13 protein-coding genes and 1 tRNA gene are annotated in these 14,544 nt (G+C 45.9%); 2 read left to right on the top strand and 12 right to left on the bottom strand.

Features of this window, described 5'->3' with window-relative positions; genetic code table 11:
* Positions 1 to 139: 139 nt before the first annotated feature.
* The 5 genes from gpmI to AC4PM4_RS26965 all read right to left on the bottom strand — a co-directional run bounded on the left by gpmI (position 140) and on the right by AC4PM4_RS26965 (position 5,942).
* Positions 140 to 1,684 (bottom strand): 2,3-bisphosphoglycerate-independent phosphoglycerate mutase, encoded by a 1,545-nt coding sequence (gene gpmI / locus AC4PM4_RS26985; protein WP_491614943.1) that lies wholly within the window; start codon positions 1,682 to 1,684, stop codon positions 140 to 142.
* A complete protein-coding gene (gene tpiA / locus AC4PM4_RS26980) occupies positions 1,684 to 2,436 on the bottom strand; it encodes a triose-phosphate isomerase (RefSeq protein ID WP_063566490.1) in 753 nt (250 codons plus the stop codon). Before tpiA ends, gpmI begins: the two co-directional genes overlap by 1 nt.
* Before the next feature lie 33 nt (positions 2,437 to 2,469).
* The gene (locus AC4PM4_RS26975; RefSeq protein WP_024629502.1) at positions 2,470 to 3,651 is read right to left on the bottom strand and encodes a phosphoglycerate kinase; all 1,182 of its coding nucleotides are present in this window, start codon (positions 3,649 to 3,651) and stop codon (positions 2,470 to 2,472) included.
* A 149-nt stretch (positions 3,652 to 3,800) separates the two neighbouring features.
* On the bottom strand, positions 3,801 to 4,808 hold the full coding sequence (gap, locus tag AC4PM4_RS26970; RefSeq protein WP_024629503.1) for a type I glyceraldehyde-3-phosphate dehydrogenase: 1,008 nt from the start codon (positions 4,806 to 4,808) through the stop codon (positions 3,801 to 3,803).
* Between the two features lie 108 nt (positions 4,809 to 4,916).
* The gene (locus AC4PM4_RS26965) at positions 4,917 to 5,942 is read right to left on the bottom strand and encodes a sugar-binding transcriptional regulator (RefSeq protein WP_063566491.1); all 1,026 of its coding nucleotides are present in this window, start codon (positions 5,940 to 5,942) and stop codon (positions 4,917 to 4,919) included.
* A gap of 483 nt (positions 5,943 to 6,425) precedes the next feature.
* On the opposite strand from AC4PM4_RS26965, the gene AC4PM4_RS26960 reads away from it, so the two are divergent.
* Positions 6,426 to 6,500 (top strand) — tRNA-Arg (locus AC4PM4_RS26960).
* A 177-nt stretch (positions 6,501 to 6,677) separates the two neighbouring features.
* Positions 6,678 to 7,274 carry an ATP-dependent Clp endopeptidase proteolytic subunit ClpP gene (gene clpP, locus AC4PM4_RS26955; protein ID WP_063566492.1) on the top strand — a complete coding sequence of 199 codons (597 nt, stop codon included), beginning with the start codon at positions 6,678 to 6,680 and terminating at the stop codon, positions 7,272 to 7,274.
* A 284-nt stretch (positions 7,275 to 7,558) separates the two neighbouring features.
* Here clpP and AC4PM4_RS26950 read toward each other — a convergent pair whose 3' ends face one another.
* The 7 genes from AC4PM4_RS26950 to AC4PM4_RS26920 form a co-directional block, all read right to left on the bottom strand.
* Complete coding sequence (locus tag AC4PM4_RS26950) at positions 7,559 to 8,656, bottom strand: stalk domain-containing protein (protein WP_072735759.1); 1,098 nt, start codon at positions 8,654 to 8,656, stop codon at positions 7,559 to 7,561.
* A 364-nt stretch (positions 8,657 to 9,020) separates the two neighbouring features.
* The gene (locus AC4PM4_RS26945) at positions 9,021 to 9,776 is read right to left on the bottom strand and encodes an SIMPL domain-containing protein (RefSeq protein WP_072735758.1); all 756 of its coding nucleotides are present in this window, start codon (positions 9,774 to 9,776) and stop codon (positions 9,021 to 9,023) included.
* A gap of 147 nt (positions 9,777 to 9,923) precedes the next feature.
* Positions 9,924 to 10,193, bottom strand: a complete 270-nt coding sequence (locus tag AC4PM4_RS26940) for an HPr family phosphocarrier protein (protein ID WP_017691248.1) — start codon at positions 10,191 to 10,193, stop codon at positions 9,924 to 9,926.
* 241 nt (positions 10,194 to 10,434) lie between these two features.
* A complete protein-coding gene (gene whiA / locus AC4PM4_RS26935; protein WP_063566495.1) occupies positions 10,435 to 11,373 on the bottom strand; it encodes a DNA-binding protein WhiA in 939 nt (312 codons plus the stop codon).
* Between the two features lie 6 nt (positions 11,374 to 11,379).
* A complete protein-coding gene (locus tag AC4PM4_RS26930) occupies positions 11,380 to 12,366 on the bottom strand; it encodes a gluconeogenesis factor YvcK family protein (protein ID WP_063566496.1) in 987 nt (328 codons plus the stop codon).
* 13 nt (positions 12,367 to 12,379) lie between these two features.
* Positions 12,380 to 13,279 (bottom strand): RNase adapter RapZ, encoded by a 900-nt coding sequence (rapZ, locus tag AC4PM4_RS26925; RefSeq protein WP_053782949.1) that lies wholly within the window; start codon positions 13,277 to 13,279, stop codon positions 12,380 to 12,382.
* Between the two features lie 51 nt (positions 13,280 to 13,330).
* Positions 13,331 to 14,281, bottom strand: a complete 951-nt coding sequence (locus AC4PM4_RS26920) for an ROK family glucokinase (protein WP_064641195.1) — start codon at positions 14,279 to 14,281, stop codon at positions 13,331 to 13,333.
* Between the last annotated feature and the right edge of the window lie 263 nt (positions 14,282 to 14,544).

Below are 14,544 nucleotides of genomic sequence, written 5' to 3'. Positions count from 1 at the left end.
TTATCCCCTGATTTCTTTGAAATTGTTTTTATAAGTTGAAATCATGTGATAAAGGCGAACGCTTCGCTTCTACAGATCGGTTCTGCCCGCTTCGTTAAGGTTCAACTTAGGCCTTATTCAATAACCTATTAAAATTATATTATTTACCGGTAGCGATGACAGATGCACCTGTCATTTCAGCCGGTTTAGGCAATTGCATCAGGTCAAGAATCGTTGGAGCGATATCCGCGAGGATTCCGCCTTCACGCAGGGTAACGTTAGCATCTGTAACGATGAGTGGAACCGGGTTCGTTGTGTGAGCAGTGAACGGACGTCCTTGCTCATCGAACACCATATCCGCGTTACCATGATCCGCAGTAATCAGCACAACGCCGCCTTTAGCGAGAACTGCATCCACAACACGGCCCATGCATTCGTCTGTTACTTCTACTGCCTTAATGGTAGGCTCCAGCATGCCGGAGTGTCCAACCATATCAGGGTTAGCGAAGTTCAGAATGATGGCGTCATGTTTGTCTGCTTCAATCTCACGAACACATGCGTCAGCTACTTCATACGCGCTCATCTCCGGCTGCAAGTCGTACGTTGCAACTTTTGGTGAGTTGATCAGCACGCGTGTTTCCCCTGGAAGCTCAACATCACGGCCGCCGCTGAAGAAGAAGGTTACGTGCGGGTATTTCTCGGTTTCTGCAATACGCAATTGTTTCTTGTTGTTCTGTACCAGAACTTCACCCAGCGTGTTGTCGAGGTTTTTAGGCGAGTAAGCCACGTAACCTTCAACGGTCTCGCTGAACAAGGTCAGGCACACGAAGTGCAAGCCCACAGGGAACTTCGGACCGCGGTCGAAACCACGGAAATCCTGGTTCGTGAATACTTGCGACAGTTGGATCGCACGGTCAGGACGGAAGTTGAGGAAAATGACGGAATCGCCGCTCTCCACCAAACCTACCGGCTGGCCATCCGCTTTAACGATAACCGTTGGTTCAACGAATTCGTCAAATACGGATTTTTCATACGATTCTTCAACTGCTTTGAGTGGATCAGTGTATTTTGGTCCATCACCATAAACGATGGCACGATATGATTTCTCAACACGTTCCCAACGTTTGTCACGGTCCATCGCATAGTAGCGACCTTGAACCGTTGCGATTTGTCCTACACCGACTTCCTCGATTTTGGCAATCAGCTTCTGCATGAACTCTTTACCGCTATCTGGCATAACATCACGGCCATCCATGAAAGCATGAATGTATACGTCATTCATTCCTTCTTTTTTGGCGAGATCCAGCATAGCGAACAAGTGGTCGATGTGACTATGTACGCCGCCATCGGACAACAAACCATACAAGTGAAGCTTTTTACCGCTTTGTTTCGCTTCGCGAACAGCTTTAACGAGTGTCTCATTGTCGTAAAATTCACCGTCACGAATCGATTTGGAGATACGAGTCAAATCCTGGTATACGATCCGGCCGGCACCAATATTCAGGTGACCTACCTCGGAGTTCCCCATTTGCCCTTCAGGCAAACCTACCGCTTCACCGCAAGCAGTGAGAGTTGTGTGTGGGAATTGGCTCATAAAACGGTCATAGTTCGGTTTCTTGGCTTGCGCTACCGCGTTGCCTTCCACCGTGTTACGAAGACCAAAGCCGTCCATAATGATCAGTGCTACAGGTTTTGGAGCTGTCATTACTTCGCCCCCTCAACAAGCGCGATGAACGAAGCCGGCTGCAAGCTGGCACCGCCAACAAGCGCGCCGTCGATGTCGCTTTGTCCGAGGTATTCTGTTACGTTCTCAGGTTTAACACTGCCGCCGTATTGAATACGAACTGCATCTGCTACCTTTTGGTCGTACAGATCCTTCACCAGCGTACGAATGTAAGCAATAACTTCATTCGCATCTTGGGAAGTGGAGGATTTGCCTGTACCAATCGCCCAGATTGGCTCATAAGCGATAACCACTTGTGCTGCCTGATCTGCGGACAGACCTGCAAAAGCAGCTTCCGTTTGCACTTTGCACACGTCTTTCGTTTGATCAGCTTCGCGCTCTTCAAGCGTCTCACCAAGACAAAAGATTGGAGTCAATCCGTGACGGAATGCTGCATGCAACTTTTTATTGACAGTCTCATCGGTTTCCGCAAAATATTGACGGCGCTCCGAGTGACCAATAATGACGTAATCCACACCCAGGTCTTTCAGCATCACGCCGCTGATTTCACCTGTGAATGCACCGTTGTCTTCAAAATGAAGATTTTGTGCACCAATTTTGATGTTTGTGCCTTTAACGGCTTCTACCAGGGATGGCAGATTCGTAAACGGTGCGCAAATAACAGTCTCTACGCCTTCAACTTCCGCTTTTCCTTTAACTTCCTGAATGAAGTCATTGGATTCGGAAACCGTTTTGAACATTTTCCAGTTACCTGCGATAATCGGTGTTCTCATGGTTTTCAACTCCTTCATGCTATAGCTTAAAGCTTACTTGTCGTTCAATGCAACTACGCCAGGAAGCACTTTGCCTTCCATGAACTCGAGCGATGCACCGCCACCTGTAGAGATGTGGTCCATTTTGTCAGCCAATTTGAACTTCTCAGCTGCTGCTGCGGAGTCACCACCACCAATGATGGTGTATGCTTCTGTCTCTGCACAAGCTTCAGCAACCTCACGTGTACCGTTAGAGAAAGGCTCAATTTCGAATACGCCCATTGGTCCGTTCCATACAACCAGCTTGGAGTTTTTGATCACTTCAGCATAGATTGCACGAGTTTTCGGTCCGATGTCCACGCCTTCCCAGTCTGCAGGGATGCCGTCGATACCAACGATTTGTGTGTTTGCACTTGCACTGAAGTCGTCAGATACAACGATATCTACCGGCAGGTAGAAGTTTTTGCCCAATTTTTTCGCTTTTTCAATGAAACCAAGAGCAACGTCCAGTTTGGAATCATCCAACAGAGATTGTCCGATTTCATGTCCTTGTGCTTTGAAGAACGTGTAAGTCAGGCCGCCACCGATGATTACGTTGTCTGCAATGTTCAACAGGTTGTCGATCACATCGATTTTGTCTTTAACTTTGGAACCACCGATGATTGCTGTGAAAGGACGCTCAGGGTTGGAGATTGCTTTGCCCAACACTTCAAGTTCTTTCTCCATCAATAGACCGGATACTGCTGGCAACAAATGAGCGATACCTTCTGTCGAAGCGTGTGCTCTGTGAGCTGCGCCGAATGCATCGTTAACGAATACGTCAGCCAGTTCAGCAAATTGTTTTGCCAATTCAGGATCGTTTTTCTCTTCGCCTGCGTGGAAACGAACGTTCTCAAGCAACAATACGTCGCCATTGTTCAGTTCAGCGATTTGAGCTTTTACTGTTTCGCCAACGGAATCATCCGCTTTAACGACTTTTTTACCGAGCAATTCGGACAAACGCTCAGCAGCTGGAGTCAAACGCATGGATTCAACCACTTCGCCTTTTGGACGGCCCATGTGGCTTGCCAAAATAACTTTAGCGCCTTTTTCGATCAAGTAGTTGATCGTAGGAAGCGTGGCACGAATACGTTTGTCATCTGTAATTTTACCATCTTCGAGCGGCACATTAAAATCTACACGGACAAAAGCCCGTTTTCCTGTCAATTCGATATCGCGTACACTTTTTTTGTTCATCTGTATTTCCTCCGCACCCATGTATTTGGTGGACCAATCAAGAGCTGAAATCCCTTGTCAATCCTGGTGTTTTTGAGAAATTTGCAAAATGTTGATATATAAAGAGCGGAAACAATAGCATCTGTTTCCGCTCTATGTTATTGCAGATATTACTTAATCATTTTTGCAAAGTGCTCCAAAGTGCGAACCAGTTGAGCAGTGTAGGACATTTCATTGTCATACCAAGCTACAGTTTTAACCAATTGTTGGTCGCCAACAGTCAGAACTTTAGTTTGAGTTGCATCAAACAGGGAACCGAAAGTGATACCTTGGATATCGGAAGATACGATTTCGTCTTCAGTGTATCCGAAAGTTTGTGGATCGGAAGCTTCTTTCATAGCTGCGTTAACTTCTTCAGCAGTTACTTTTTTGTTCAAAACAGTTACGAGCTCAGTCAGGGAACCAGTAGCTACTGGCACACGTTGAGCTGCACCGTCGAGGATACCTTGCAGTTCTGGAATAACCAGACCGATTGCTTTAGCAGCACCAGTTGTGTTAGGGATGATGTTTTCAGCTGCTGCGCGAGCACGACGGAAGTCACCTTTAGGGTGTGGAGCATCCAAAGTGTTTTGGTCGCCAGTGTAAGCGTGAATTGTAGTCATCAAACCTTGAACGATTCCGAATTTGTCTTGCAGTGTTTTTGCCATAGGTGCCAGGCAGTTTGTTGTGCAAGATGCGCCGGAGATTACAGTTTCAGTACCGTCGAGGATTTCATGGTTTACGTTGTAAACGATGGTTTTCATGTCGCCAGTAGCTGGTGCGGAGATAACAACTTTCTTAGCTCCACCTTTCAGGTGTTTCTCAGCTGCTTCTTTAGTTGTGAAGAAACCAGTACATTCCAGAACGATATCTACGCCCAGGTCGCCCCAAGGAAGTTCTTCTGGGTTACGGTTAGCCAATACTTTAACTTCTTTACCGTTCACTTTGAAGAAGCCATCGTGTACTTCAACATCGCCATCGAAGCGACCTTGAGTTGTATCATATTTGAGCAAATGAGCCAGCATTTTAGCATCAGTCAAGTCGTTGATTGCTACTACTTCAATGCCCTCTACATTTTGAATACGGCGGAATGCCAAGCGTCCAATACGTCCAAAACCGTTAATACCTACTTTAATCATGAGTAAGTTCCTCCCAAGTTTTGATTAATTTTTTTTATGAAACTTATATATTCAAGACAGACCGTGAAGTCCGTCAAGACAACAATGGTTGTGGTGAAAAGTAAACTCTTATTCCATTTCGGCAACGATGACTTCGGCAGCAGCCTCGTCAATAATCAGAATATCTTCCTGGCCAAATCGCAGCACGGAGTGAATAGCAGCAGCTTTGCTTTTGCCACCTGCAATTCCGATCACGACATCGGTTCGTTCAATATCCTGGAGTCGCATGCCCAGCGTAAGCATGGTGTGTACCACCTCACCCTGATCATTAAAGTAATAACCGAAGGATTCAGATACGGCCCCTTGCGCCTGAAGTTCATCTATGATCTCTGTCGCAAGTTTACGGCGCCGTGCCATCTCTACGGCATCACCGATTCCATGAATGACGATCCGCGATTTTCGAATCAGCTGCAGAATCTCCTGAACACTTGGGTCCTGGATTAGTGATTCGTAAGCATGATCACTAAGCAAATCCGGTACATGCAGGAGTTTGTATTGGGCCCCTACCCGTTTTGCCATCGTGGATGCAATCGTATTGGCCTGAATTTCAAGGCTTTCTCCCAGCCCACCGCGTGCCGGTACAAACCAGACACCTTTCAGCGATGTTGGCGGAGTCAGTTGCTCTGCGACTCCAGCCGTTGTTGAACCGCCAGTTACGGCGACAACATCGTTATCAGTCATAATATTACCCAGAGCCTTCGCTCCGGCTCTACCCAGTTCCCGTTTGGCAAATGGAGAAATGTCCGAATCACCAGGAACCACAACTACCTTTTGCAGACCGTAGGCTTGCTTGATGCGCTCTTCCAGTTCGGATAATCCGAACAGCTCTTTGGCGACGGGTTCCAACTGCTGCAGCAATTCATGCCCTGCCTCACTGATCTTCATGCCTGCACTGTCAATTTCAATAAGTCCCTGAGCCTTTAACAAATCGGTCTCAGCCCTCAGAACCCGCTCGGTCATCTGCATGGAATTAGCTAACGTTCTTCGTCCGATCACATCCGATAACATGATCTGGTGCAGAATCGTATACCTCTTCTTCAAGACATCCATGAGATCAGGCAGAAGCTGCTTTTGCACTTCTAAAATCGTTCGCATGCTTTCCACTCCCGCAAGCTTCTCGTTCCAAGCTTTCTTTCATGGCCCCAAAACGTCCCGGGTTAACTTTTTAAGTCCCACGTCTATTCTACCTAAAACTGACGTGACATGCAAGTGTTTCGAAGCGTTAAATCGACACGTTTCAGGCGTTTGTACGCGCCTATTTTCACAATGTCAATCTACTATGATCGAGAACAACCTGTTCGACACCATATATAGAAGCAAAGTAAAATTCTCATCTACATATTGCTTGCTATGGTTTTTCATATGGCATGTCCAAAACCTCTTTTAGCATTTACCTATTTGCGCTCTTTATCCACTTATTTTCATCATGATCAATTTCAGGGTATTCCAAACCAAAACAGCGAACATCAGCTTGCAATTAAATTACTCATGAGCTATAATCATTATTGCTGTCACATATTTGAAGCTTCTATTACAAAACTGCTTTTATGCAACTATGTTTGCAGCAATAATCAATGTGCGCCCGTGGTCCAATGGATATGACGTAGGCCTCCGAAGCCTGAGATCCAAGTTCGATTCTTGGCGGGCGCGCCATTCTTAATTAGTAGCTCATAACACTCTTAACCAATGAAACCGAATAGGTTTCTTTTTTTTCAAACTTAGTTTGACTTTCTTTGACTTTTTGTTTGGAATTGTTTATGATGTGGGTAATACGGTAACAGTTTATATATAACACCAATTAACATTTACATTTCTGAGGAGGTTTTTCACGTGAGTTATATTCCAATGGTCGTTGAACAGAGCAACCGCGGTGAGCGCGCCTATGACATCTATTCCAGATTGCTGAAGGATCGTATCATCTTCCTTGGCAGTGATGTAAATGACGTTGTGGCGAATTCCATCATGGCACAGATGTTGTTCCTTACTGCGGAAGATCCGGAGAAAGACATTCACTTATACATCAATAGCCCCGGCGGCTCCATTACAGCCGGTATGGCGATTTACGATACTATGCAATTCATCAAACCGGATGTATCTACCATCTGTGTAGGTATGGCGGCTTCGATGGGTGCATTCCTGTTGAATGCAGGTGCCAAAGGTAAACGTTTTGCATTGCCTAACAGCGAAATCATGATTCACCAACCACTTGGTGGTGCGCAAGGTCAAGCTTCGGACATCGAAATTCGTGCCCGCCGCATCCTGAAAATGCGTGATACGTTGAACCGCATCATCGCTGAGCGCTCAGGCCAACCGCTGGAGCGTATTGAGAAAGATACAGATCGTGACTACTTTATGAGCGCTGCTGAAGCTGCCGATTACGGTATCATCGATAAAGTTATTGAAAACGTAGGTTCCCAAGGCATCTAAGCCGAGGCGAATCGCCAATTAAACGGATATACCATATAGCCCACTCAAACGGCAACGCCCAGTTGAGTGGGCTATATGAAAAAAGGACGCTCTCGTCAATATGACGAGGGCGTCCTTTTTTTGAAGATAATTTAAAAGTGCATGATACATATTTAATTGATTCACTTTAACTCTCTTAGCGTTACGTTTGCAATAAGCCCAAGACTAATACTAAAGTTACATTTACGAACCGAGCTACGCATACGCTATTAGCCATCATTTCAACGAAATGAAATTCTAATACTTTACTTGTCTGCTGTTAAGCCACTGAACGGCTCTGTGCCTTTAGGAAGCAACTCTTTGTATGTGAACGGGAATTCTGGGAAGCCTTCCGCATAAGCTGTATACTCATACAACTGGAAGAATACAACTACACCTGTTGGTGTTACATAGAAATCCTGATCTTTATTCAGACCTTTATAGCCTTCAAGGTAACCACCGCTAGCTTTAAGCTGATCTCCAACTTTTTTGCTTACTGTCTGACGCACAGTTTTGTTATTTTGAATTACATCATCCAGACTCAATTCCTTGCCGGAATCCAGAGCAAAGGTGTGACCTGAACGGAACGTCATGCCATGTGCACCTGCATAGTCCTGATAACTTTGCGTAATGAGTCCAAGCACACCATTTTCGTTGTATGTCACGACATAAGAACTCTCAAATGCATATGGACGGTTCGCTGCTGCGTCACCAAATTCCTTAGTTTGTTTTTTGAAATCTGCTACAAAAGCATCGACTTCATCTTTCAGCACCTTGTTGATAGCTGCTTCTGCTTTATCGTTAGCCAGTCCGCTAACCTGAGGATATTGAATATCGACTTCAGCGTTCTTGATGCTGACTTTCACTGTTGCCGCTTTGACTGTCACGCTATTTTGCTTCACTTTGCTCAGCGTCAGTGTCTTGGCTTTGCCATCCCAGTTGCCCTGAACACCCAAATAATCTCTCATTGCAGAAAACGGAATATACAATCGGCCATTGATCAGCTTCGCTTCCACTTGTGGATAGTAGTTATTAATTCTAACACTCGGTGCCCCATCAATCAGGCTGATGGTCATCGTATTATTAGCTGCCGTTAAGGAGTACTCCTTAGCCTTTGCATCATATTTCAAGCTTCCACCTGCAACATCTTTCACTGCGGTAAGCGATACCCAAGTGGAGCCACCTTGAAGGAGCCCTTTTTGAGTAAGAGTTTTGCCTCCCGACTTCAGAGTTACCTCAGTAGGTGTTGTCACTTTCGTGGATACTGAAGCTGCCTGTACAGAACTATCCTGCCATACAGCCCCGCTCCCCACAATAATTCCTGCCGCCAGTAGTGCACTAGTCCATTTTTTCCATGATGTCATATATAAAACTCCTCTCTCGAATTCAAATTTGAGTGTCATTGCGTATGTATCCTGATTTGATCGTATGCCTCATACGCTCACCTCTTTATTATAATTAACCCGATTGCGGAAAGGTTTACAGCTCCAGTTACAATGTTGTTCGATCCAGATGTCTATAATGAAGGTTTTGTTACGAACAAATGGACAAAAAAGATACCAAAAACCAGCAATTCATTTCGTCATATTTCACCTCTTCTTTCCAAACTTCATCAAAGTGCGCCTTTATAACAAAAAAGACGCTGTCCGATGGACAACGTCTTTGTCATTATTGCCTTTCGCCCGCTCAAGCATATCTTTAACGGACATCCAGCCTTATTTATTTCACTTATTTCATTTCATAAGTAATATTCAACGTAGTACTTACTTTAACCTGTCCTGTTTCAATTTGTGTGCTACCAGCAGAATCAGCTAACGACTTGGACATCAAAGCCTCACTTGCATAGAATACAGGTACATTCGCGTCACCTTGGCTCACAGACAGAACAGCACCCAGTTGACGTTTAACCGCTTTTGCAATAGCTCCAGCTTTCACATCAGCATTGGCAACAGCTTTTTCAATCACTTGAGCTTCAAAGCTCTCTGGTTTTTCTACCGTAAAACGTACATTTTCAATATTGTTGGCACCAGCTTGGGATGCAGCATCCAGGAGTTCACCAATCTTGTCCATCTCCCGGTAAGTTACAGTCAATGTGTGATGAGCTGTGTACCCTTTGATCTTCTGTCCGTCTTTTTCACTATACGTGTAGTCAGGCTGTACGTAGAACTGGCTGGTTTGAATATCATCCGCACTGATTTTCCACGTACTTTTCAGCAGATTGCTAACCTTTTGAATTTTCGCTGCATTCGCTTTTTGCGCAGAGGCTGCGGTATCTGCCGTACTGTTCACTCCAATGGAAAGATAAGCGATGTCAGGCTTCACCTGAATCTCACCTGTACCCACAACGTTAATCACGTTTTGCTGTACCCCCTGTACCTCAGCAGCATATGCGTAGTTACTTGGTGCCACCCACGCAGTACCTCCTACTAGCAATGTACCTGCGACCATCACCGCGCCCAGCGGTTTCATCCATAATTTACCCATCACGTTAGCCTCCTTAAGTTTTAACATCTCAAACTCAAATCGATTTGATACCTAACAGACGGGCTTAATTCCATAATGTTGCACTTGACAGTCATAAAACGCAAAAAAGCCCCTTTCGGGACTTCTTCATTGAGTTCAAATCATATCTTATTGGTTCTCAAGCTCTTCCTTGCTTACCAGACTAACTAAAGCGTTTACAGCCTGTTCGGCATCCGCGCCTTCTGCACTAATCTGGATTTCCGTACCAGTACTGATTGCAAGGCTCATGATCCCCATGATACTTTTTGCATTTACTTTTTTGTCGTCCTTCTCGACGAACACTTCAGATGAGTACTTATTCGCTTCTTGAACGAACAGTGCCGCAGGTCTGGCATGGAGACCCGTTTTCAAACGGACAACTACCGGGTGCTTTGTCATGGAAACTTACCCCCTATTATGAAATCTGGACATTAAATACACAATTATATTTATAACATTATACCATATAACCAGAGCAGGACACTAGAAGAAAAAACTCAGGGTGATTGGATGTCATTATTATGACCCATTTTAGCCTTTTTACATCACCTCATTACACCTGAGTAGCTCTCCAAGATAATTACTGACCTTTTGGTGAAAAACCAAAGCAATCAGTTTTGCTAGCAGCCCTACCCTTTATTTAACCGTAACGCTCGGTACGAACCTTCTCTGCCAGCTCATCAATCTTGCGAAGCCGGTGATTCACCCCGGACTTACTTACTGTACCCTTAAGCAGTTCGCCTACTTCCTTCAAGTTGATATCCGGATGGGCAAGTCTGACTTCAGCCACTTCACGAAGCTTTTCGGGCAACGACTCCAGACCAACTTCCTTTTGCAACAATCTGATGTTATCGATCTGTCTGACGGCTGCTCCAATCGTTTTGTTCAGGTTCGCCGTCTCACAATTGACGATTCGGTTGACGGAATTACGCATATCTCGCATGATACGCACATCCTCGAACTTGAAAAGGGCCTGATGTGCACCAATGATACTGAGCAGTTCAATGATTTTCTCGCCTTCCTTAATGTATAGGATGAATCCTTTTTTGCGTTCTATACACCGGGCATTGAGATGAAATTCATTCGCCAGGTCCACCAGGGCCTGACAGTGTTCCTCATACATGGACGCAATCTCCAGGTGGTAGGACGAACCTTCGGGATTGTTGACCGAGCCTCCTGCCATAAATGCTCCTCGAAGATAAGCACGTTTACAGCAGTTATTTTTGAACAGCTCTCCACTGATCCCTGGAGTAAACAGAAATCCTTCGGAAACAATGTACAGATCTTTTAAAATCACCTGTACCATGGTTGGAATCCGAACAATATATACATTGTTCTTTTTCAGCCGCATTTTTTTGCGGACAAGCAATTCCGTATGCACTTGAAAATGCTTTTTAAGCAGAGAGTATGCCCGTCTTGCAATGGCGGCATTCTCCGTCGAAATATCCAAGATGACTTTTTTATTCGATAACTGCACCGCACCAAGCATACGGATGAGGGCTGAAAGTTCCGCCTTTTCGCAGCACGGTTCGCTTTCGATCATCGTTAGTTCTTTTTTGGTCTGTGCTGCAAACGACATGGGACTTCACCTCTTCCGTAACATCCAATTTTGTACAAGTTGATAGATGTGATGGCTCAGCTTGTCGGCATCATGACGCAGATAAGTCCGGAATAGGACCAACGTATCCGCAACCACTTGATAGCCGGCACTCTTCAGCACATTCATATCCAGCACAACTGGTTTAGCTCCTTTTTCCGCATACTTATTCTGCACCTGCAGCGGAATATCACCATTATTTACAATGACATAGTCGAAAATTTGTTGTCCTACATGCTCATGTACCGCCTTGAGGTGGTCACTCACCGTGTAATTATCCGTCTCTCCTGGCTGTGTCATCACATTACAAATAAACATTTTTACTGCGTCAGCCTCAACGACAGCTTCAGCCAGCTTAGGTACAAGCAGATTGGGCAGAATGCTCGTGTAGAGACTACCTGGCCCAATCAGGATGGCGTCTGCCTGACGAATAGCCTCAACAGCCTCTGGCAACGGCTCCACGTGATCCGGTTCAAGGAAAACGCGTTTGATCCGTAAGCCAGCTTCAGGGATCTTGGACTCGCCAGTAACAATCGATCCGTCCTCCATCTCTGCATGCAGTATAACGGCCTGCCCGGCTGCGGGCAATACCTCACCCCGAACGGCAAACACGCGGCTAAGTTCCCGCACAGCGGTCACAAAGTCGCCCGATATATCCGTCATTGCAGCCAAAATCAAGTTACCCAGGCTGTGGCCTGCAAGCCCCGCGCCTGTATTGAAGCGATAATTCAGCATATCCGACAATAACGGTTCTACATCTGCTAGCGCCGTGAGTACGTTACGAATGTCGCCCGGAGGCGGCATTTGCAACTCATTACGCAGGATGCCCGAACTCCCTCCGTCATCCGCCACCGTCACGATGGCCGTGATGTCCAGCGGCTTTTCCTTCAAACCGCGCAGCATCACGGATAATCCGGTTCCGCCGCCCATGACTACAATTCTCGGACGTTCTCTTCGTGGTCCGGCTTCTTTCATCCCTTCACCCTCTTCAATGACGGTCCCGGTCGGCGTCGCGATGGCTCACGGTGACAGCCTCAGTTTCGCTGCTTCCCAACATTTTGCCCAAATATTCCGATATTGCTACCGAACGATGCTTGCCTCCGGTACAGCCGATTCCAATAATAACCTGGCTTTTGCCTTCCTTCCGGTATTGCGGAATCAGAAAATGCAGCATATCCAGCAGCTTGGTCAGAAACGCCTGCGTCTCCGGCCATTTCATAACATATTCATATACATCACTATTCTGTCCCGTATTCGGACGTAAATGTTCAATATAATGCGGATTTGGCAAGAAACGAACATCAAACACCAGATCCGCATCGATAGGAATACCGTATTTGAACCCAAACGACGTAATATTTACCGACAGCATATGGCTTTCCAGATGAGAAAAGCGGGATATGATGCGCTCTTTCAATTGAGCAGGCTTCATCGTACTGGTATTCAGTACCTGAGTGGCGGAATTTTTGAGTTCCTCCAGCATCTTACGTTCCAGCCGGATGCCGTCCAGCGGCATGCCCTCAGGAGCCAGTGGATGTCTGCGCCTGCTCTCCTTATAGCGCTGGACTAATACAGAGTCTGTCGCGTCCAGGAATAATATTTCACAATGAATGGTAAAATGATCTTTAATATAGTTCAGTGACTCGGACAAAGCCGTAAAGAATTCACGACCGCGAAGGTCGATAACCAGTGCGACCTTGCCAATTTTGCCGTTCGATTGCTCAATCAACTCCGCAAATTTTGGAATCAATACCGGTGGAAGATTATCCACACAGAAGAAACCAAGATCCTCCAGGCTTTGTACTGCAATCGTCTTGCCTGCTCCGGACATGCCCGTAATGATAATGAGCGTGGCGCCTGTGCCCGGTGAAACTTCACCTTCAAGCATAAATGTCCCCTCCTTATCATATTGCTGTCGGATTATACTGTTACGAGGTTACTAGGAACGCAAGAGAAGACCTGCCGCGCCAACAATACCTGCATTATTGCCAAGCGTTGCTTCAAGAATCTTAACCCCTTCTTGCAGCGGTTCAGGTGTCAGTTTCGCAAATACAGTCCGTACTTCATCAAACAAAATATTACCCGCTTTGGATACACCGCCACCGATAATGAACATCTCAGGGTTAATCACAGCCGCTACAGCCGCCATTGATTTGCCCAGATAGAACGCTGCACGATTGACGATACGAAGAGCAACTTCATCGCCCTCCTTAGCTGCATCAAATACTTCTTTAGCTGCAATCTTGTCCACGAGTGCCAGTGATGTATGATCTCCACGCTCTACAGCGTCTTTGGCCATACGAATAATTCCGGTTGCTGAAGATACAGTTTCCACGCATCCCATTTTGCCGCATCCGCACTGAATGGCTTCCAGATCAGGAACAACACTGACATGACCAAGCTCACCAGCCATACCGGAGAAACCTTGATAGATCTTGCCGTTCAAGATCAGTCCGCCACCAACGCCTGTACCAAGCGTATAACATACACAGTTGTCCACACCCTTGCCAGCACCTGCCCAAGCTTCACCCAGTGCAGCCACGTTTGCATCGTTATCTATTTTGACTGGCTTGCCCAGACGTTCTTCCAAAATCGAACGAATGGCTACATTCCGAAATCCAATGTTAGGGGCAAGAACGATAATTCCCTCGCGTACATTGGTGAACCCAGCCACTCCTGCTCCTACACCTTCAAGCTGTTCCCAGCTGTAAGGCGATTCAGCAACGATATGACGGACATACTTCTCGATGTTGGCAATGACCGTGTCAACGCCCTTATCCACTTCAGTCGGTCCTTCATACGTATGCATAAGCTGACCGTGTTCATCACATATACCGACCTTGATTGCTGTTCCGCCGAGATCGACCCCAACGTAGATTTTCTCAGACATGCTACAAGCCACCTTTATCTATCTATAATAGTTTAATCCTACGTACCAACTATAATTGAAGGATACGCCTGGGTCAAGACGATAAGACCTTTGCTGTGATTAGCTTCCTCGCTATTGTGAACAACATCACAGGCTATTTTTGAATACGTATACAACCTTATTTGTCTCTATTAAAAACGCAGGCTTCATTCCTTCCTCCATAGAGGAGGAAGCCTCAACTCATGATATTGCATATCCACTCGTTCCATGCGTAAAAGATGACA

The organism is Paenibacillus sp. MDV22-iso6 (genome assembly GCF_058408365.1).
The sequence above is the reverse complement of the archived record's forward strand: the minus strand, read 5'-3'. Positions and strand labels throughout refer to the sequence as shown.